The 20,747-nt window shown below is 40.6% G+C and carries 20 protein-coding genes; 15 read left to right on the top strand and 5 right to left on the bottom strand.

Features of this window, described 5'->3' with window-relative positions:
- Positions 1–9 precede the first annotated feature (9 nt).
- Positions 10–351: a nuclear transport factor 2 family protein gene (locus tag J2X75_RS08250; RefSeq protein ID WP_307536199.1), complete on the bottom strand. Its 342-nt coding sequence runs from the start codon at positions 349–351 to the stop codon at positions 10–12.
- Positions 352–379: 28 nt separating this feature from the next.
- Positions 380–1,174 carry an SDR family oxidoreductase gene (locus tag J2X75_RS08255; protein ID WP_310335650.1) on the bottom strand — a complete coding sequence of 265 codons (795 nt, stop codon included), beginning with the start codon at positions 1,172–1,174 and terminating at the stop codon, positions 380–382.
- 176 nt (positions 1,175–1,350) lie between these two features.
- Here J2X75_RS08255 and J2X75_RS08260 point away from each other — a divergent pair, with 176 nt between their 5' ends.
- The 4 genes from J2X75_RS08260 to J2X75_RS08275 all read left to right on the top strand — a co-directional run bounded on the left by J2X75_RS08260 (position 1,351) and on the right by J2X75_RS08275 (position 8,528).
- Positions 1,351–2,232: a LysR family transcriptional regulator gene (locus J2X75_RS08260; protein ID WP_310335651.1), complete on the top strand. Its 882-nt coding sequence runs from the start codon at positions 1,351–1,353 to the stop codon at positions 2,230–2,232.
- A gap of 227 nt (positions 2,233–2,459) precedes the next feature.
- Positions 2,460–2,609 (top strand): hypothetical protein, encoded by a 150-nt coding sequence (locus J2X75_RS08265; protein WP_190945603.1) that lies wholly within the window; start codon positions 2,460–2,462, stop codon positions 2,607–2,609.
- A 395-nt stretch (positions 2,610–3,004) separates the two neighbouring features.
- Complete coding sequence (locus J2X75_RS08270; RefSeq protein WP_310335653.1) at positions 3,005–4,597, top strand: glycoside hydrolase family 32 protein; 1,593 nt, start codon at positions 3,005–3,007, stop codon at positions 4,595–4,597.
- A gap of 127 nt (positions 4,598–4,724) precedes the next feature.
- Positions 4,725–8,528, top strand: coding sequence for a GH32 C-terminal domain-containing protein (locus tag J2X75_RS08275; protein WP_310335655.1), 3,804 nt, complete (start codon positions 4,725–4,727; stop codon positions 8,526–8,528).
- Between the two features lie 120 nt (positions 8,529–8,648).
- Here the strand turns inward: J2X75_RS08275 and arr are convergent, their stop codons facing one another.
- Positions 8,649–9,065, bottom strand: coding sequence for an NAD(+)--rifampin ADP-ribosyltransferase (gene arr, locus J2X75_RS08280; protein WP_105598868.1), 417 nt, complete (start codon positions 9,063–9,065; stop codon positions 8,649–8,651).
- 384 nt (positions 9,066–9,449) lie between these two features.
- On the opposite strand from arr, the gene J2X75_RS08285 reads away from it, so the two are divergent.
- The 3 genes from J2X75_RS08285 to J2X75_RS08295 are packed head-to-tail and all read left to right on the top strand — an operon-like array spanning position 9,450 to position 11,030.
- Positions 9,450–9,932 carry a MarR family transcriptional regulator gene (locus tag J2X75_RS08285; RefSeq protein WP_017688279.1) on the top strand — a complete coding sequence of 161 codons (483 nt, stop codon included), beginning with the start codon at positions 9,450–9,452 and terminating at the stop codon, positions 9,930–9,932.
- Between the two features lie 10 nt (positions 9,933–9,942).
- Positions 9,943–10,527, top strand: coding sequence for a nitroreductase family protein (locus tag J2X75_RS08290; protein WP_240661846.1), 585 nt, complete (start codon positions 9,943–9,945; stop codon positions 10,525–10,527).
- Between the two features lie 17 nt (positions 10,528–10,544).
- Complete coding sequence (locus J2X75_RS08295) at positions 10,545–11,030, top strand: nitroreductase family protein (protein ID WP_310335661.1); 486 nt, start codon at positions 10,545–10,547, stop codon at positions 11,028–11,030.
- Positions 11,031–11,250: 220 nt separating this feature from the next.
- Here J2X75_RS08295 and J2X75_RS08300 read toward each other — a convergent pair whose 3' ends face one another.
- Positions 11,251–12,195 carry an NAD(P)-dependent oxidoreductase gene (locus tag J2X75_RS08300; protein ID WP_310335662.1) on the bottom strand — a complete coding sequence of 315 codons (945 nt, stop codon included), beginning with the start codon at positions 12,193–12,195 and terminating at the stop codon, positions 11,251–11,253.
- Positions 12,196–12,376: 181 nt separating this feature from the next.
- On the opposite strand from J2X75_RS08300, the gene J2X75_RS08305 reads away from it, so the two are divergent.
- The 3 genes from J2X75_RS08305 (at position 12,377) to J2X75_RS08315 (ending at position 14,823) form a co-directional block, all read left to right on the top strand.
- Positions 12,377–12,937, top strand: a complete 561-nt coding sequence (locus J2X75_RS08305) for a helix-turn-helix domain-containing protein (protein ID WP_091021004.1) — start codon at positions 12,377–12,379, stop codon at positions 12,935–12,937.
- A 216-nt stretch (positions 12,938–13,153) separates the two neighbouring features.
- On the top strand, positions 13,154–14,386 hold the full coding sequence (locus J2X75_RS08310; protein ID WP_310335666.1) for a CynX/NimT family MFS transporter: 1,233 nt from the start codon (positions 13,154–13,156) through the stop codon (positions 14,384–14,386).
- Positions 14,387–14,391: 5 nt separating this feature from the next.
- The gene (locus J2X75_RS08315) at positions 14,392–14,823 is read left to right on the top strand and encodes a universal stress protein (RefSeq protein ID WP_310335669.1); all 432 of its coding nucleotides are present in this window, start codon (positions 14,392–14,394) and stop codon (positions 14,821–14,823) included.
- Positions 14,824–15,088: 265 nt separating this feature from the next.
- Here the strand turns inward: J2X75_RS08315 and J2X75_RS08320 are convergent, their stop codons facing one another.
- Positions 15,089–15,694: a GNAT family N-acetyltransferase gene (locus tag J2X75_RS08320; RefSeq protein WP_310335671.1), complete on the bottom strand. Its 606-nt coding sequence runs from the start codon at positions 15,692–15,694 to the stop codon at positions 15,089–15,091.
- Positions 15,695–16,639: 945 nt separating this feature from the next.
- On the opposite strand from J2X75_RS08320, the gene J2X75_RS08325 reads away from it, so the two are divergent.
- The 5 genes from J2X75_RS08325 (at position 16,640) to J2X75_RS08345 (ending at position 20,700) form a co-directional block, all read left to right on the top strand.
- Complete coding sequence (locus J2X75_RS08325; protein ID WP_310335673.1) at positions 16,640–17,581, top strand: sensor histidine kinase; 942 nt, start codon at positions 16,640–16,642, stop codon at positions 17,579–17,581.
- Positions 17,568–18,212, top strand: coding sequence for a response regulator transcription factor (locus J2X75_RS08330; RefSeq protein ID WP_310335675.1), 645 nt, complete (start codon positions 17,568–17,570; stop codon positions 18,210–18,212). Before J2X75_RS08325 ends, J2X75_RS08330 begins: the two co-directional genes overlap by 14 nt.
- Positions 18,213–18,365: 153 nt before the next feature.
- Positions 18,366–19,244 carry a CPBP family intramembrane glutamic endopeptidase gene (locus J2X75_RS08335; RefSeq protein ID WP_310335678.1) on the top strand — a complete coding sequence of 293 codons (879 nt, stop codon included), beginning with the start codon at positions 18,366–18,368 and terminating at the stop codon, positions 19,242–19,244.
- A 202-nt stretch (positions 19,245–19,446) separates the two neighbouring features.
- On the top strand, positions 19,447–19,953 hold the full coding sequence (locus J2X75_RS08340) for an RNA polymerase sigma factor (RefSeq protein WP_310335680.1): 507 nt from the start codon (positions 19,447–19,449) through the stop codon (positions 19,951–19,953).
- Between the two features lie 24 nt (positions 19,954–19,977).
- Positions 19,978–20,700 carry a hypothetical protein gene (locus J2X75_RS08345; protein WP_310335682.1) on the top strand — a complete coding sequence of 241 codons (723 nt, stop codon included), beginning with the start codon at positions 19,978–19,980 and terminating at the stop codon, positions 20,698–20,700.
- Positions 20,701–20,747: the final 47 nt, after the last annotated feature.

Raw genomic sequence — 20,747 nt, forward strand, 5'->3', positions numbered from 1 at the left:
TGGATATCTTTAGAAAATGGAAAGTCTGACGATTTTATCGTCAACAATAACAAAATGATAATTCAATAATAGTGGATCGGGTAGACCAGTCTTGTCGTAGGTACCATCCAGCTCGCATGTTAGCACAATTTCATCACCTATTTTTTTTGCTAATGTTGGCTTTAACGTTACATTCGCCGCGAAATGGTTTTGATCACTCCATTCCCGAATCGCCTGTTTGCCATTTCGCTTTTTTCCTTCATCCAACACGACGGCATTTTCTGAGAAACAATCTACAAATACTACCGGATCTGGCTTGTTAGATGCAGTAATGTATTTGGCAATTACAGACGGTAAATGATTGAGATCCATATTGTTCTCTCCCTTTATTAATTAATTTTTAGACGGTAGGGATAGTTCCCCCATCTATGACATATTCACTACCTGTAATAGATGCTGCTCGGTCTGAGACCAGAAATGCGACCAGTTCAGCGACTTCTTCAGGAAATCCTGGCCGACCAATTGGAATACCTCCGAGTGAAGTCATAAGTTGTTCGAGTGCACTTTCTCGACTTCCGGTTTGCGTTGCGATCCGATCAATTAATGCGTCAGATGCTTCTGTCTGAATAAATCCGGGAGACAATGTATTTATGCGAATTCCTTGAGGGGAAAATTCATTCGATAATCCCTTGCTATAATTAGTCAGCGCGGCTTTGGCAGATGCATAAGCCAGTGTGGTTTCATATAAAGGCAAACGTCTCTGGATGGAAGTGAAATGAAGAATAACGCCTGAATTATTTTCTAACATAAGTTGAATTAAGCCACGATCAAGTCGAACTGCTGCGAGTAAATTCCAATTTAATGTATGAAGCCAATCCTCATCACTCAATACAAGTGCACCTCCTGGTGGTGTCGTTGATCCACCTACGCAATGGACAATAATATCGATACCTCCAAGTTGCTCTTTTACTGCTGTAATTATTTGCTCTACACCTTCAGGTGTGGCGACATCTGCTTGCACAAATTTGACCGAATTTGGCAAGTCAGCAGATAGGGAACGGGCAGTAGTAAGAACTGTAGCTCCGCCGTTTGCAAGTCTTTTTACAACTGCTTGCCCCATTCCCTTTGTTCCTCCGGTTACAAGCACCCTTTTACCTTTAAATTCTGATACAGAAAACTCAAATTCTTTATGCATAACTATTCCTCCTAGTGATGGTATTCAATGATTAATTTGAAATTGCTCTGTCTCTAAACCTTAATGTGTTGTTCGAGAGGAGCTAGAACTAATACTACACTTGCTACTTTCATAACGTCCAATTTATTATAATAATAAAAATGATGAATATTATTAATATATGGAGGGGTGTTTTAATGGAACTTACACAATTGGAATACTTTATGACCGTTGCACAGCTTGAACATATGACCTTAGCCTCCAAAAAACTCGGTATTACTCAGCCAGCGTTAAGTCATGCAATTGCCAAGCTTGAAAACGAGATAGGAGCTCCTTTATTTGAGCGAAATGGACGAAATATTAAGCTGAACCGAAACGGTACTATGTTCTCTAAATGGATTGGTAGAGCCCTACATAATATTGAAAATGGTCTAAGGGAAATCGAAGAGTGGTCCAATCCGGATACTGGTGTGATTACGTTGTCTTATCTAAACATTCTCGGTGTTGAATTAATCCCTAGCCTAATTCGAAGTTATCAATTGAATTATCCCAAAGTTCGGTTCGATTTGACACAAGGGAACTTAGGAGATATTGATGAACATCTGGAGCAAGGATTTTCGGATATTATGATTACATCGAGGGAATCTACTTTGGATAATCATCACTGGAAGACGATTCAAAATGTTCCTTTATACATTGTTGTTCCCTCCCAACATCGTTATGCAGATTGTAGCGCTCTTAGTTTGGCAGAGCTATCTGGCGAGCCATTTATTGGATTGAAAAACAACTGTGGATTAAAAGCAACGATCGTATCCCGGTTCCGACATACCGGGTTTTTTCTTGCTTCGGCTTATGAAGCGGAGGACCTGATCACTGTAGCCGGTTTTATAAAGTCGGGTCTAGGTGTATCAGTACTGCCTAAGACGCTGGGGTTGATGTTAGATGAATTGGTCTGGATCCCTATCATTGATGAAGGATGGTACTGGGAAATAGGATTAAAGTGGAGAGATGATCATAATATTTCCCCAGCAGCGAAAAGGTTTATTGAATATGTGGATACTTTACATCAAGGAGAATGACCGCCAAATTTTTTAGTTTTGAAAAGAAATTCTGAGAAAACAATCATACTTTATTGTATTTGAACACAAGGAAAAAATCCTTTTACAATGATTGTCAGTACGTTTATAATACAATCACCAGGTAGATTACCCAACAAAAAAGTGAATTATTGTAATATCTAGTCACACTCGGCTCGTCATAGTTCTTGAGCCGCATATTACATCATAATAGTAACGGAGGTATGGTTATGGTCAAGAAGAAAATTTCCACAGCCCTCAGCGCAGCTTTAATCGTTTCTATGCTGGCTACTGGCCTAATAGTCACTATCCAGGGTAACACAACGTTAGAGATAGCGAAGTCAGCAGGGGATAAAAAGGTTGAAGTTGTTAAAGCATAAGCGAGCCGTTAATTTATTAAGAACATGTCAAGAGACAAGAACATATTCCTATTGAAGTCGCTATTTTAGCGGCTTTTTTTGTTTTATCGGTACAAATTGGGTTTACTACTAACGATATTTTGTTGAACAAGTAAAGAGAAGTTTAGATGTAACCTTTTTTACATTTGTAAACTATTAGGTTAGAAATAATAAAAAAATGATTAGATCAACTTAAATTAAAATTGTTATTTTCTATAATCAGTCATAAATTGTGCAAATGTAAACAAAAACAGATATATACATAAAGAATAATATTCATTTACCCAAAAATACTTTGACAAATGAAAACGAGTGGATTATTTTGTTAATAAGGAATGCATATTTCTTCTTTTAGATTCTAAGTAGCTTAAGGGAGCGTGAATAAAATTAAAAAAGTACATCTATCAGGTGAAAATAGTATCAGCAAAGATCCAGAAAACTTTATTTATAAAACTGAATACAGACCGCAAATACATTATTCCCCTAAGGGAAATTGGATTAACGATCCTAACGGAATGGTTTATTACGAAGGAGAATATCACCTTTTCTACCAGTATACTCCTCATGATACGCAGCCTGATTTCGGCAGTATGCATTGGGGGCATGCCGTAAGTAATGATTTAGTTCATTGGGATGAACTTCCACCAGCCATCTCACCTGGGGAAGATGGAGCGATCTTTTCGGGAAGTGCGGTAGTCGATAAGAACAATACAAGCGGATTCTTCAACGAAGCAGGATCAGGATTGGTTGCAATTTATACTAATAATGGTAACAGCGCTCAACCCGGTAAACCGCAGGTTCAAAGCATCGCTTACAGCAAGGACAAAGGTCGAACCTGGACAAAATATGAAGGTAACCCTGTTTTATTCCCCACGGAAACGCTAGACTTTCGAGACCCAAAGGTATTCTGGCATGAAGAATCTTCAAACTGGGTAATGGTTCTTGCTGTAAGTAACCGTGTAGAATTTTACACATCTTCGAATCTTAAGGATTGGTCTTTTGCAAGCGGTTTCGGTTCTGATATTCCGGGCATCCATCGTGGAATATTTGAATGTCCTGATGTTTTTAAAATCCAAGTGGATGAGGACCCTAATACCACTAAATGGATTCTGACACTAAGTGTCGGAGATAGAAATGGCGTAAATCCCAACGATTCAGAACCACCCGCAGGCGGTTCTGGCATGATGTATTTTATAGGTCACTTTGATGGTAAGTTTTTTACATTAGATGAAACATTGGAATCATTCGATACAATCAAATGGATAGATTACGGATCTGACTTTTACGCGGCCGTGACCTGGGATGGTATCCCGAATGAGGATGGGCGAAAGATTTGGGTCGGCTGGATGAATAATTGGCGTTATGCTTCCACTCTTCCTTCTAAAGAATGGCGTGGCCATATGTCAATCCCACGAGAGATTCAGCTTAGGACGTATTCGGAAGGACTTCGCTTAATTCAAGCACCCATAACTGAGTTAAATCAACTTAGAAGTTCAATTCTGTCTCTACAAGACATTACGATTAAACCAGATATGAACGTTTTGTCTGCTGTTTCTGCTGCAAAGATGGAAATTATTGCGGAATTTGAAATCGGTAATGCAATAGAATTTGGGTTCAAGGTGCGAAAATCTTCCTCTTCCAACCAGGAGACAGTCATCGGATATAATGTCTTGGATGAGGAGTTGTTTGTCGATCGGACGAAGTCAAACACTGTTGATTTTCATCCCGATTTTGCTGCAAAACACAAGGCACCCATGAAGCCAGAGCATAAACGGATACAGTTGAGCATCTATGTTGATTGGTCAAGTGTAGAGATCTTTGGCAACAATGGAACAACTATCATTTCAGACACGATTTTCCCCGACTTGGGAAGTAGAGGACTGGAACTCTATGCCATTGGCGGAGAACTAAAGGTCATATCGCTTCAAATCAATGATCTCGTAAGCATTTGGGAAAATCAGAGTGTTTAGAATTTAGCAATGGCTTGATTCCCCATAATGGTTACTGCGCGGTTTTGGGCAACCGAACTGAACTGGTTGTCCAAAACCAATTAAATTTGAACCGACTTTACAATCCTATTAGAAAAGAGGGTATGGAATGAAAGATAAATCTAAATTCGCAATATGTCTTCTGATGGCAACGGGATTAACTCTGACTTCAAACGGTATTTTTACATCTAAATCAATTGCGTCTAGTGCTGTACTCGCTGATCAGGAAACAAATAAACAGGCAAAGGAGGAGCTCGATATTTTTGAAAGCGCATCCAAATCAAATACCAATTTGATAGGCTGGCAAGTGAAAGGAAAAGGAGGATTAGAGGATACTTCAGAAGGAATTTTGCTAACTTCACAGCCTAAAGAAAATGTAATGGCCATCTCAGAGACAGTGTCCGATGATTTTATCTATGAAGCTGATGTCATGATCAGGGATACGAAGGCAGATGCAACATTGTTGTTTCGATCTAATGAGGATGGCTTTAGCTCGTACATGCTGCAAATCGTTCCGGACGCAGGTCTGATTCGGTTAAGAGATGCAAGAAATGGAGATGGGAGATTAAAGGAGGAGCGTAAAGTTTCTGTTGAAATGGGGCAAATCTATCATCTCAAAGTAAAGGCAGTGGGTTCCTCACTAAAAGTATATTGGGGCAATCAATATAAACCATTAATTGATGTTCAAGACATTTCGTATCAAAGCGGTAAGCTTGGACTCCATGTATGGGATGGATCCGCCTTGTTTTCAAACATCGTGGTGAGCGATCTGAAAGGTAATTTGGGTACGGTGCTTTCTAACAAGGGAAAATGGCAGCCTGATATCAACGGAAAAAGAGGGACGGTAGAACAGGAGAGCAAAGCACAGCAAATCTATAATAAAGAGGCAACTGATATGGTCTATGAAGGGAATATCACCCTTCGTCCTGATTCTATTGCAGCTCTCGCATTTCGATCTTCAAGCGATGGAGCTGAAGGATATGAAGCTACTCTTACGAAGGAAGGAGATCAGGTCCGTGTAAGTTTGACGAATACAAAAGGAACAATAATTGCAAGTTCGCAACGTACTTATCCGAGTCAGATGGGAGCCAAACATCATGTAGAAATCAAGGCAAAGGGAGCTCGAATTCAGGTCTTCCTGAACGGGTACACTACGGCCGCGATTGACGTGGAAGATTCAACCTACAGAAGTGGAAGTACTGGAATCGTCGTAAAAAAGGGAACGGCTTACTTTCAGGATACTTATGTGACAGAACAGAGCCAATATTACAATGAGATATATCGTCCACAATATCACTACACGCCAATACGTGGTTCAGCGAGTGATCCGAATGGACTTGTCTACTTCGAAGGAGAATATCATCTCTTCCATCAGGATGGGGGAACATGGGCGCATGCGGTAAGTAAAGATATGCTGAACTGGAAACGGCTTCCGATTGCACTTCCCTGGAATGATCACGGACATGTCTGGTCTGGGTCGGCTGTTGCGGATATGACAAATGCATCTGGTTTATTCGGAGATTCAGGAGGCAAGGGCCTTATTGCATACTACACTTCCTTTAATCCTGATAGCCCAAATGGGAACCAGCGTATAGGTTTGGCTTACAGTAAAGACCTAGGTCGTACTTGGGAGTATTCGAAGGAACGCCCGATTGTGATCGAGAACCCAGGTAAGAGCGGAAATGAAGTTGGGAATTGGGATTTTCGCGATCCGAAAGTGATCCGTGATGACGAGAATAACCGATGGGTTATGGTTGTGTCCGGAGGAGATCATATTCGTTTCTACACCTCAACGAATTTACTTGACTGGACATTGACAGATAATTGGGGATATGGGGATTACGTCCGCGGAGGAGTATGGGAATGCCCTGATTTGTTCCAGCTTCCGGTAGACGGAACGTCACAGAAGAAGTGGGTTATGATGATCAGTACAGGAGCGAATCCCAAAACAGGCGGATCAGATGCCGAGTATTTTATCGGTCATTTAACAGCTGATGGTAAATTCGTGAACGATAATCCGGCGGGTAAGGTGCTAAGAACAGATTTTGGTAAAGAATTTTACGCTTCAATGTCTTTCGCTAATATGCCTGATCATCGCACAGTGATGATGGCGTGGATGACGAATTGGGACTATCCGTTCGCTTTCCCAACGTCCAATTGGAAAGGTGAACTAACCATTCCGAGAGAAGTATCATTGGTAACGACCGAAGATGGAATTCGTATGGTGCAAAGTCCAATCAAAGAATTGGAATCACTGCGTAAACCTTTGTATTCTGCTTCTAACAAGTCGGTGAGCCCTTCTTCCGGGAATCTTCTAAAAGGTATTATTTCAGGTGCTTACGAAATTGAAGCTGAAATTGAAATCCCTGAAACCAGCACAGTGACCGAGTTTGGCTTTAACATTCGTGAGGGTGCAGATCAGAAGACGGTCGTGGGTTATAAGGCAAGCGATAGTCGTATGTTTGTGGACCGAACTGCATCGGGTGAAACGGATTTTTCTAACCTTTTCAGTAAGAAACATGAAGCACCTACGCAAATGGAGAATAATCGGATCAAGATGCGTATTCTTGTGGATGAGTCTTCTGTTGAAACCTTTGGTAACGACGGCAAAGTTGTCTTTTCAGATGTTATATTTCCGGATCCTGCTAGTAGAGCAATGAGTTTTTACGTAAAAGGTGGGAATGTGAACGTTGTTTCCTTGAAAGTGCATCAACTTGAATCTGTCTGGAATGAGGACATTCCTTCAAAAGTTCAAATAAAGATGGATACGAGCGTTCGGGAACTGGGGGTAGGCGAGTCGGATACACTGCAGGCGATGATCGAGTACGGACCAGGTTTAGGCGTTCAACCGCTTAAGTGGAATTCCAGTAATAAAGAAGTAATAGCCATAGACTTGGCAGACAACTCACACGCAGTTATTAAGGCGAAAAAAGAAGGGGAGTCCACCGTCACTGTATCTACTCCGGATGGTAAAACTTCCACTAGTGTGCTCGTTAAAGTCATAGGTGGCGAGTTCCGGACAAACCTCAGTGGATGGACTAAAGATCTGTCTGCTGCTTCATGGTTAGTTAGTGAACATGGGATTCGTGGTAAATATTTTAGCGATGCGAATTATATTGCCAAAGAGAAGGCTGGGAATTTTACGTATGAAGCAGACATGATGCTCAGTGAAACAGGAGGGGCAGGTTCTATTTTGTTCAGGACTAGCGAAGATGGTCGCAGTGGTTATTATCTGAATCTAGACCCTAACATGAAGGCAATCCGTCTGTTCTATAAAATCAATGGAGGATTTGAAGAACGGCAGGTTCTTGCAAAAGTACCAACTTTCATTCAGCCAGGTCAAACGTATAAGGTGAAAATAGAAGCGAATGGTCCGCATATTGTCGTTCACGTGGACAGTCAAAAAGTCATAGATATCATGGATGGTACTTTTGCAGAAGGCCACTTTGGACTCCATGTATTTGGCGGCTCCGCATCTTATCAGAACGTCAATGTCAGCAACGGTGAACCTGCAAACATCACCAAGTCCAGCCTTGTAAATGCCGCAACACAGAAATCCATTTATACAGTTGACCTTGTCAACGGGGAGCCGGTTGCTTTGCAGGATGCAAGTGCGGCTTCCGTCCAGAAGTGGGTATTTGTTCCGACAGGCGACGAAGCAGGTTCGTATTCAATTCGTACTACGGCCGGTCAGACGCTTGATCTGGATATAGGGCAAAACAAACTTCAGCTATATCATTACTTAGGGTACAACAACCAGCGCTGGGTCCTTCACCAGAACAAAGACGGATCAGTTCATATTACTTCAGCTCATCATCAAAAAGCATTAGAAGTATCGGAAGATGGGACCGAACTCTTCCTAAATGAACTGAATCCATCACTTGATCGACAAAAATGGATATTAACGAAGTAATTAAAATTTATTGCATGATGGCATATCTCATAGATATTCCAATAAAGAAGTGCCGCGGGACAGGAACATTGTTCTATTCAAGTCGCTATTATAGCGGCTTTTTTCTTTTAACGAGAGGAATCAATCATATATTATATTTTTTCCTTCTTCACTTAGTTTTCTCAAAGATGTAATCATGTGATTAATCTCTTCTTCAGTGTGTCTTTCCCATGAAGCTAATTCAGCTACTATTTTAAGTGGCGATTTAGATCGATATGAACGTGTTGGGTTTCCAGGAAACCTTTTATCAGTTACGTTTGGATCACTTTCAAAATCTCCTAATGGTTCTACAATGTAGATTCTTTCTTTTGCATTAGATCTTGCCAATTCAGCACCCCATTTGGCAGCATTTAATGTTGCAGTAAAGTATATATGGTTAGAATTTTTCTCTTGGTAATTTGATAAGAACTGTGGTTCTAATAAATCACCAATTTGCAGTTCTGCTTTTGTACCATGAAAAAAAGGACCTTGATCTATGATCACTTTTTTGTCATCCATACTGATCCACCTCTTTTTTAGTATTGTATTTAGCAGTATAGTGTAGGAATTTCAAAAAAAACAGTCTATAAAAAAATAAAAAATAACGGTATAATTTAAGTAGAGAGAATGATACTGAGTCCAATAACCCAAGTTTAAGAAGGCAGCCGATCAGCGTGATCGGCTGTTTTTTATTAACTAACGAGCAGGTTATATGATAACCGTTCAAGGCAGGTCTCTGACCCGGATTATAGAGTAATGTTGTACTGTCAGAGATTATAGTTGATAAGCATTATCATTCATGTTATATTGTTCACCAGTAAACTAAATATAAGAAATTATTTAGAAAATCCCTATTATTTAAATGTTATTTTTGTTTACAAGTAAATAAGGAGCGATCAAAGAATGATCTCAAAAGATCGAACAAAACAGTTGCTTTATGACCAATTTATCCGTTTTTTACATGTGTATGAGAACCACAAGGATACAGAAATCGAGCATTTCCTAAGTATCGCCCAGCGAGAAAGCATCGAGAAAATCCCTCAGCATTTGACCGCGGTTCATATGATAGATTGCATAGGCAAGCATGAGCCTATTAACAACACAGGTATTGCCGAGGCGATGAATTTGTCCAAAGCAAGTATCACCAAAATTGGCAACAAACTGCTGGAAGAAGGATTCGTCAAACGCACGAAAATGAATGACAACAAAAAGGAGAGCTATTTCCGGTTGTCACCGCAAGGCAAAAAAATCTTTGAACTGCATGAACGTCTGCATATACATGAGGCAGAGCGCTTCTATCGTACTCTCGACAAATATTCGGAAACTGAGCTAAAAGTAATCCATCAATTTCTTCAAGACAGCAGTATAAATATTGAATCCAGATAAACAAAGGAGAGTGAAACATTTGAGTCTGGCGGAATTGATCAGGGAGCGCAGGAGTATTCGTAAATGTAACTCTACGCCGGTGGACCAGGAGTTAATTGTTGAATTACTACGTAAGGCTATACGGCTTCAACCATTTGTTGAGTCTGGCTCATGGCGTGTAGTATATGCCGGAACGCCAGAAGCACGCAAACGGTTGGTGGACTGCATGCTGGAACAGATGTCACAAAGCAAGCTCGGCAAGCTGATTCCCGGGAAACTTCTGGATGTTTTTAAAAAGAGATTTACCGATATTCCTGCCCACGTCATTGTTATGTCGACTGTAGGACCGAATCGTCTGACCAATGACCGCAATTATTCGGCTGCCTGCGGAGTGATGCAGAGCTTCCAACTGCTGGGCTGGGAACGAGGGTTAGGCATGTTGTGGGATACAGAGTCCATGATTCAGCATGAAGGGTTCTTCAATGGTATTGGCTTACGTGAGGATGAAAGATTTGTTGGCATTCTTCATATAGGATATTACGACAAAGCGCCAAGAAGTCGGAAAAGGACACCAGCCGAGCAGAAGTGGACCGTATTGCGAGGACAGACTACATAGAAGAGGAGGATATGAAAATGAAATTGTCAGATTTGGAAGGAGACATGGACGGTCCGAGTGAGTTTTTGGATCAACCGGTATCGCAGGACCTAATCCTTGAATTGCTCAATCATGCCGTATGGGCGCCAAATGATGGCCTCCGAGAGCCGTGGCGATTCATCTTTGCTGATAACCGGTATGGGGACATCATGCAGGGATTACAGGAGCCTGCCCCTGCATATCTTCTGGTCTTGGTGAAGGAAGAGGCGGATCAACATAAGCGAGAAGAAGACTTTGCGGCTGTCTGCTGCCTAATTCAGAATTTCCGCTTGCTGGCTCATGAGCAAAGTCTGGGCGTGCGTTGTACCTTGCATAACTGGATGTACGACCCGAGCCGTACTGAAATGTTTGGTGTACTGAGTAACGAGCGCATTGCTGCGGTTCTGGAATTGGGATACGGTGCGAATCAGTGGAATGGAAATACGGAGTTACCTGAGACTCAACTTCATTTTGAACTGCTGTAGGGGTGAAGACGATGGGATGAGACTCCAAAATGTGAATAAATCCAGATATGTCAAGGGACAAGAACATATCCCCAAGGAAGTCGCTATTTTAGCGGCTTTTTTAGGTGGTGGTTCTCTTGGGGATCAGACAATTCTTATCGTGAATTTCCACCGGCTTCGAACAATGGAAGTAGGCGATTAAAGGGAGTAGGGGGGGATCAATTTTTATTGCACCAAAACATCATAACTGATTGAGCTTGCTTTCAGGCTCCTCACCATTTTCTACACGTTTTATATTCTTTATAAAGAAATCATATCTTGTTTTATGAAATTTCCGACCATCAGGCATTCCCGCTGTATGGGGAGTAAGTATTACATTACCCAGATTCCGGAGCTCACTGTCAATAGGAAGCGGTTCAGATTCAAACACATCCAGGCATGCGCCTGAAATATCCCCGTTTTTTAATACATCAATCAAGTCTCTTTCGTTGACTATGCCGCCTCGGGCTGTATTGATAAAAAGAGTAGTGTTTTTCATTTTTTTGAATGCCGCTTTGTTGATCAGCTGTTTGGATTGCTCATTCAAGGGTACATGTACACTGACTATGTCCGATGTGCTTACAAGAGTATCAAAATCCGTCATTTTCACAAAACCATCAGATTGTACAGTGGCATTTCTCGCATACGCCAGCACATTCATATCAAAAACCCTGCAAAACGCAGCTACTTTTTTTCCAATAGCACCCAAACCGATAATCCCAATCGTTTTGCCTTTTAATTCACTCCCTGTATAGTCCAATTGATTTTCATCCATCTTGTTTTTCATGAAAGTATCAAGAAACGGTATGTTTTTATAATAAGACAATATCAGTGCCATTACGTGCTCGGCGACTGCCTGTGCATTCACTCCTGCAGCATTGGCCACCCAAATGCCAAGCTGTGTACAGGCAGGGACATCCACATTATCAAATCCAGCACCCGTCTGTACCAATTTTAATTTTTTTGCCTTAGAAAGCAGGCTGTGATCCACTTTAATATGTTCAGGAATGATTACCTGGCAATCTTCAATATGATGCAGCATTTCTTTTCCTGGCGGAACAATTACAACGTTCCAGTCTTGCGGAAAACTCCTTGCAATATTTGATTTTGAGGTCTCGCTAAAATAGCCAACGATGAGAATCTTCATTGCTAAACCACCTTTCATAAGCAATACCATTCTTCGAATAAAACCGTTTGATGCTCGTCATTGTATCCTTATAATACAATTTTATCAAGAAAATCTCATCGCGTTCTATTGAACCGGAATGGAAAAGAATCTAGATAAACAATATACTAGCTATATAGTTTTTTATTGAGGTGAATATCAAATGGATGAAATCGATGAGTCAAAACAAATTGTATTACAAATCGGCGGTGCATTAAAAAAGTACAGAAAAGAAAAAAACATGACCTTAGACGACTTATCAGAATTAACGGGCGTAAGCAAACTTACTCTGGGTAATATCGAACGTGGCGAGACAAATCCAACTTTGGCCATTATATGGAAAATTTCAAAAGGAATATCTTTACCGCTATTGGCTTTGTTCACATCAGAGAAACCTGTTAGTTTGTATCGAGCAGGGGAGGGACTGCGGTTTTCTAATGATGAAAAAAATTGGATTATTGAACCCGTCTTTAAAAGCAACGATATTGAAATGTGTCGGGCATACTTACAGCCAAATAGCTCGTATTATCCTGAAGGTCATCATGTGAATACAACTGAAATTGCCACAGTAATGACTGGTTCCATTGAGTTACAAGTCAATGGAGAGATTTACACATTGAATCAATATGATACGATCAGTTTTCGTGCAGATTATCCTCACGCTTATACCAATCATACGAATAACGAAACAGTGCTCCATATATCCTTAAAATATGGTTTCTAGTCGTCGAAAATCCACTTATTAAATGCAACTCCGAATTCCATGACGGGAATTCAGAGTTGTATTTTTTTAAATAATTTAAGTATGCTATAAAATAATTATTGTTTAAAATAGTATATTATAATATACTTTCGTTATTCGCGCGAATGTTATAGCAAAGTTTTTTAACCAATAGGAAGCAAATATAATACGTAAGAATTCAGGAAGGAGAAATAAAGAATGCCGAATAAGCAAAATAAAAAATTAGTGCCATCCTCTATAGGGCTGATCATTCTCGGCATTATTGTTATTGCAGCTAATTTACGTACTCCCTTAACCTCAGTTGGTCCTTTAGTGAGTTTTATAAGGGATGACGTTCATATTTCAAATACATTAGCAGGCCTGATCACAACGGTACCCTTGCTTGCCTTTGCTTTATTATCGCCTCTAGTACCCAAGTTAGGACGAAGATATGGGGTTGAGCGTATCATTTTGATTGCCCTAATCTTTCTGACTGTTGGTATTGTAATACGATCTTTATCTGGCGCAGTTAATCTGTTTATTGGAACAGCAGTTCTTGGATTCGCCATTGCCATATGTAATGTATTATTGCCAAGTATAATCAAACGGGATTTCCCAAATAAAATTGGCTCCATGACAGGAGTTTACTCCATTTCAATGAATTTATGTGGAGCAATCGCATCGGGAATCAGTGTACCGCTAGCCATGAACGCTGGGCTAAAATGGCAGGGAGCATTGGGAATATGGGGGATTCTAAGCTTTGTATCGATCCTCTGTTGGTTACCCCAATTAAGAAATCAAGCGAATCAAACAGCCAAGACAAGTCAAAAGATGGTCAGTAACCATGTGAATGTTTGGCGATCCCCGCTTGCTTGGCAAGTAACCTTGTTTATGGGTATACAGTCTATGGTTTTCTATGTATTGATCGCATGGTTGCCTGAAATTTTAAAGCAGCAAGGAATTGACTCCAACCAATCTGGATGGTTCCTCTCGATCATGCAGTTAGCGATGCTTCCATTTACCTTTATTGTCCCTGTTATTGCTGGGCGTATGTCTAGCCAACGTTTGTTAGTGGTCATCACAACCATTTTGCTTTTGACGGGGACGCTCGGACTTCTTTACGGAAGTTCCAATGTCATTCTGTTGTGGATCATCATACTCGGAATTGGTGGAGGTTTCGCCTTTAGTTTGGCCATGATGTTTTTCGGATTGCGCACTGAAAATGCACATCAAGCAGCGGAACTATCTGGCATGGCCCAATCGATCGGATATCTTCTTGCCGCAATCGGTCCAGCCCTTATAGGATATCTGCACGATGCAACAAATAGTTGGAACCTGCCACTTTTCATTCTTCTTGGGGCTTCGGTGTTACTCTTTTTAGTTGGTACAGGAGCAGCGAGTAATCGTGTTGTAGGTAGTCGAGATGGTTACGAACTGCCACGGAAAGGATGATAACTATGTTTGACAAAATTATGGTGACCATTGATAAATCTGAAATAATGAACAAACTCCTTGATGCAACCGTTGAAATAGCCCAAAATAAACAAACTCAAGTTACCTTGGTTAATGTCAGCCAGGATTATGTGTCAAATGGAATGACATATGTACCAGAGAATTTTTTGGAAGACATACTGAACGAAATGGAGAAAGCGAGTTTGGAACAGTTGCATCAAGCCAAATCTAAATTAAAGTCTGCGGGGATTAACCCGGAAACTGTTCATCTTAAGGGAGATCCTGGGCATGAAATATTGAATTACGCAAGGGATACCGAGCAGCAACTTATTATTATCGGAAGCCGTGGGTTAAGAGGTGTAAAAGAAATGATGCTTGGAAGTGTCAGTCACAAGGTTTCACAGCTATCAAGTTGCCCAGTCCTCATTGTACATTAACTCCTCCGGGAGCTGTTTAGATGATGCATTATTATACGGCGGGGAACGTTTATAGTATGAATTAAACAGCGGCATTCTAGGATATTTGTGTTCCTACAATGCCGCTCTTTCTATATCCCATTAGCTGCTCAAATGCTGACGCTAAAGATGAATGGAGGGATGTCGAGGGACAAGAACATATTATCATTGCCGAAAAGGAAAAGAACATTGTGTCATTCACCGGGAAAATATCGCGTACTTCTTTTAATTTCTTTCGGACAAACATCTATTTCGTGTTTTTTGGCGAGTATTTTATATGGATCATATGCTCAAGAGTGCTTTTAACCTCAGGCCAGTCGTTATCTGTAATGCTATAAAAAACATTATCATGAAATCTACCTTGAGTGTCCCGCCTATGCTTCCTAAATATGCCTTCTTTAGTTGCCCCAATCCGTTCTATCGCTCGCTGTGACCTTATGTTATAGCCGCTGATGGAAAATTGCACGCGGACTAGCGCTAATTGTTCGAAGCAATAATTTAACAGTAAAAACTTACATTCCGTATTTACACCTGTACGCCAGTAAGTTGGTGTAAGCCATGTCCAGCCGATTTCCGCATTTTGATTGATCATATCAATATCTCCGATTCTTGTGGTTCCAATAATTTTTTTCGACATGAGTTCGACGATGACAAAAGGGAGTTGAGTGCCATGAAGCTGGTTTTGAATGGCTTGTTCGATTAAATGTTTAATATCATCAGAAGTTGCATTTTTTCTCCAAGTAAATTCCCATATACTTGGATTCATCAGTGTTTCAAGTAAATCTTCTTTATGTTTAGATTCTAAGGGTAAGAGTTTTATTGTCTTGCCTATTAAAGTAACATTTTGATTCATGTCATTTATACCTCCGATGATTCATTATCTTATTACGTGGTGGGATTAGTATATATTTATTGGTATCGGCGTTGAATGCATTAACCGTTGAATTATTGTACTTTCATACATCACAAATTCTCTACAGGTGTTCTATTAAATTGCACTAACGGGAAACGCTAATTGAATCCATGGTCTAAAAATCATCATTAGTTGGGACAACAATGTATCGAGAGACAACAACATAGTTTCATTGAAAGTTTCTAAATTGGTATTAGCGTCTTTTCGTATTATCAGGTTAGCCTGTAATTCCTGGTTGGCCTTTTTCGTGGTCGCTTTACGGTGGCGGCATTAAAGGCTTGACCAATAAAGCGAAGTTATGGCTTTGGAACCCTCGGGGATTCGTCCGGCTAAATCAAAGATGAGGAGTGAGGAATTGGAACATGTGTAGGCGTGGATGTGGCCAAAGTTTCAAGTGTGGTACAGGCGTTTCGATAACGAGACGTTCCATACGGCAAAGCTGTAGAATCATGCACGGAAAGAGTGGTTTGGTTTTTCCACGGGCGGCTCTGCGTTACTCGGTTTGAGCGAACCAGCATTATATGGGGTGCTGCTCCCCAATAAAAAAAGCTTATCATGGCGATTATCGAAGGTAGCGTGGGTGGTGTTTTCGGTAGTATCTTTCTTTCAATAATACTGATGTTTTACTGAAAAATAGTGTAGGATGATGACATGAGGAAGATATTATCTTTTATGGATTGGGGTATTTTTGCTCTTCGTTTGTACCATTACATTTTGCTGTCATCACGGCTGTTTACAGAAAGTGATCTATCGAACCCCACATGGTTAAACGTCAGTTGGCTAATGGCAGCGCTTTTCGTTCCACTGATATTCTGGTTTCCTCAACGAAGGATGAACAAGGTCTGGTTTTGTATCGCAGAGCTATTACTGGGAGGTTCTTATTATGTGAACTCTGTCATCCATCCGGAACTGACTTCCAAAGCAGACTATCTGCTGCCGAGTCTAATAATGGGGTACTTATTGACCAAGCAGACACTATGGATCATTCCCGCAATTCTATTCATCCCCTTTATCTTCCAGTATTATTTAAAGTTACCTTGGGAACAAGCCTTTAGTAGCGGGACAGATAATGTGTTATTCTGCTTCATCGGCATATGGGCAAGCTTCGTGGCCAAAGCGTATTACCAGAAAAATGAACTTGTGGTCGAAGTAGAGCAGCAAAATAAGCTGTTAACCCACTACGCTGCTGAAATTGAGAAAATGACTTTGCTTGAAGAACGCAATCGTATGTCCAAGGAACTTCATGATACCCTGGGGCATTCCTTTATCTCCATCATTATGAGTCTTGATGCTTCCATCGCTCTTATGGATCGTAAGCCTGCCGAGGTCAAGGAACGGTTAATTCGCTTAAGAGCACTGGCTGAGCAAAATCTGGACGAAATGAGAAGTATTGTTCATGAGATTGGAGAAGAAGAGGAGTCGAATCTTATACGGCAGGTTGAGGCCCATGTGGCCAATTTTCGGGAACATACAGGAATTCTCCTGACGTTAAATGTACTAGGAACAGAGCAGCACACGCATTTTGAAGTACGGCAGGCGATTCTGCGAGTCATCCAGGAGTCTATTACGAACGCACTAAAACATGGAAAAGCGTCTCAACTGTATTTGGAGCTTCAATTTTCCGAATTTGTTCTGCACCTGGTTATTCGAAATAACGGGAAACCGATTGACAAATTGGAATATGGCTTCGGGTTGACTACGATGAAACATCGAGTTGAGCTCCTGGGGGGTAGCCTGTTTGTATCATCAGAGGTAGGAGCTGAAACGATCACCGAAGTCAGATGTGAAATTCCCCTGAAAGGAGTGGGGCTACATGGGGAAAATTAAAGTATTAATTGCGGATGATCAGGAATTAATTCTGGAGAGCCTCCATATCGTACTGTCCATGGAAGATGATATAGAAATCGTTGGATTAGCTAAAAATGGGGAAGAAGCAGTCCAATGCTGTCATCAGTTTCAGCCCGATATGGTACTGATGGATATTAATATGCCAGTCATGAATGGTGTTGACGCAACAGCTCTGATCAAAGAGAGAATGCCTATAATCAAAGTGATGATGCTGACCTCCTATCAGGAAGTCGAATACGTCATGGCGGCATTAAGCCATGGAGCAGAAGGGTATCTTCTCAAAGCCATTCATCCTAGAGATCTAGCTGCAGGCATACGGGTGGTTCATGCGGGAGGGACGTTAATTTCGCAGGAGATGGCGAGTAAAATGATCAAAAGTATGAATACGGGATCCGCTATTAAACATAATGAATACGGACTTAGTAGCCGTGAGATTGAAGTATTGCAAAAGCTTGCTTCTGGCATGCGTAATCGAGATATTGCAGAGGTTTTGTTTCTTAGTGAAGGAACGGTTAAGAATTACATTTCAACGATTTACTCAAAACTTAATGTTAAGGGAAGACAAGAGGCAGCCCGTAAAGCCAGAGAGTCGGGAATCATGAATTACTAAGACGACATACTAAAGCCGGTAATTTTTAAAGTTACCGGCTTTTTAGGCGTTTAATCACATGACTTTATCATGACCAAAGTGCACTATCACTTTATGACTTTTTCAGCCTATACTCATAACTATCATCATGCTATAAAGGAGCTGACTCAAGACATGAAGAAAAGATATGCACACAAAGAACATTCGCAGATGGATGAGAAATTAAGTAAATGGAGTTTGTTTTGGCGCTTTCCAATTATCTGGATGATTGTGGGGGCTATCAGCATAATTCTTGTGGATGCGTCCATCCGGCCGCTAGCAGAGCAAGTACCGGGCTTGCTTTCTCTTCTGTTGACACTAACATTGGGCTTTCTGGCCATCATAGTCTATATGCTTACCATGAAATATTTGGCCCGTCGGTCCATTCCTGAGTTATCCAGAAAGGGCGCAGGGGTTGAAGCAGTTATGGGAGCACTAACCGGGGTTATCTTTATTGCCTTATCTGCTATTATTATTGTTTCATTGGGAGGTTACTCCTTTCAATGGGCGAATGATGCGGATACGGTTACTGTTCTAATCGCTTCTGTTGAAGCCGCTTTAGGCGCAGCCATTGTCGAAGAACTTATCTTTCGTGGACTAATGTTTCAAGCCATGAATAAATTGCTGGGAAACTGGGCCGCACTCGCTGTGACTTCTCTATTCTTTGGAATAGCCCATCTTGGGAATACAGGAGCAACATTATGGAGCGCGTTCGCCATAACCTTAGAAGCAGGTGTTCTGCTTGGAGCCGCGTTTATGTGGCGACGGAACCTGTGGTTTGCCATGGGTCTGCACTTTTCCTGGAATGCACTTGAAGGTTTGCTTGGTATTCCTGTTTCTGGACACACTACAGCCGGTCTGTTAATTGTGAAAGTGCATGGTCCTTCACTTCTCACTGGAGGTGATTTTGGACTTGAGGGGTCTATGGTTCCCGTTATCATCAGCCTTCTGATTACTATTCCCATGCTGTATGGCGCTGTTCGCAATCGCAATCTGCCAACGAATTTTACATAAGCCATATACAGAATTCTATAAGAACTGTACCGAATTGCTTCAGTTTATTAAGCTAACGGGCAGGTTAGCTCAATAAACTGAAGATAGCCAATCAATTGATTGGCTCTTTTTGTTCACGTAACAGGAATTAATTTATACCGAACCAAATCCTATTTGAATGTGTATATAAGATGAAAAACATCAAAAAGGGGGGAAAGAAATAATGGCACTCGAAATCACACGTGATGAAGCAGGGCAGCTATTTACCGATTATTCCAAATATATTTATCGAACCGCATTACTGTTAACGAGATCAGAGACACTCGCTGATGACATCACACAAGAGACTTTTATTCAAGTTTTTAGAAAGTTTAATACTTTTGATTCGACTAAGTCGATAAAGCCTTGGATTTACAAAATATCTATAAATACGATGCGTAACATGCTTCGCAAGCAAAAATGGTTAACATTTGTTGGGTATACACCTGAAATAGCTGATAAGGAATTGATTGAGGATATAATTATACAAAATGAAGAATCTATGCGGCTATGGAAAGAAATTGACCAGTTATCATTAAAGAGCAGAGAAATCTTAATACTCCATTATTATACTGAATTAAAGCTAATTGAAGTATCTGAAATATTAGGTGTATCTATAGGTACCTGCAAATCAAGACTGCATACTGCATTGACTACACTTCGCAGACAGATCCTGAAAGTGAAACCATAGAATCTCGAAAAAGGAGAGCTTCCTATGAGCGAAATTAATCAAACGGAAATCAAACATGCTATACATAACAATATCAAATCTAGCCATTCATCTGTTCTATTCGAAAATGTATGGGAACAATACTCAAATAAAAATATTAGACATAAACATAAAAGGATCTATAGAAAAGGTGTTATTGCTGCATGTATTTTGGGGTTACTATTCTTTTTTGTAGTATTTCAAACACCGGTGCGAGCATTCATAGAACAGTTTTTAGAAGTCAAACTAATTAAGAACGGGAAAAACGCCGAAGTCGGATTTTCCTGGACAGATACTGCAGGCGATACTCGGTTTAAAGTTTCAAATAAAAAAGAGGCAGAGAAGTCGCTTGGGATCTCCATTCCATGGCCGCATCAATTGGAAAAAATGTCTGGTGAAAAAGAAGTTTGGATTAGAAAAGAAAGTGATAAGCCACTGGGGTACGATTATTCTATCCGTACGCAGCATCGTTACTACCAAGTCATTGCGAATTATAATATTAACAGACAGCCTGAATTTTTTGCAAAAACTACTGATGAGGTGGTCGTTAAAGAATTATCAATTCAAGGTGGGACAGCTAAATTTATAACCAGTACTGAATTAAATCATGTCCCATACCTTTATTTAGAAAAGGATAATTGGAAAATTGTTATCATTGTGACTAACCACGCGAAGGAAAATATAATTAATGAACAAGAGATTCAGGACTTAGCTTCATCAATTAAATAAATAAAAAGTAGATCTGTCATGATTCTGAGAGAAACTCCTTACTCAAG

The organism is Paenibacillus sp. 2003 (genome assembly GCF_031455635.1).
In the GTDB taxonomy this organism is placed as follows: domain Bacteria; phylum Bacillota; class Bacilli; order Paenibacillales; family Paenibacillaceae; genus Paenibacillus; species Paenibacillus amylolyticus_B.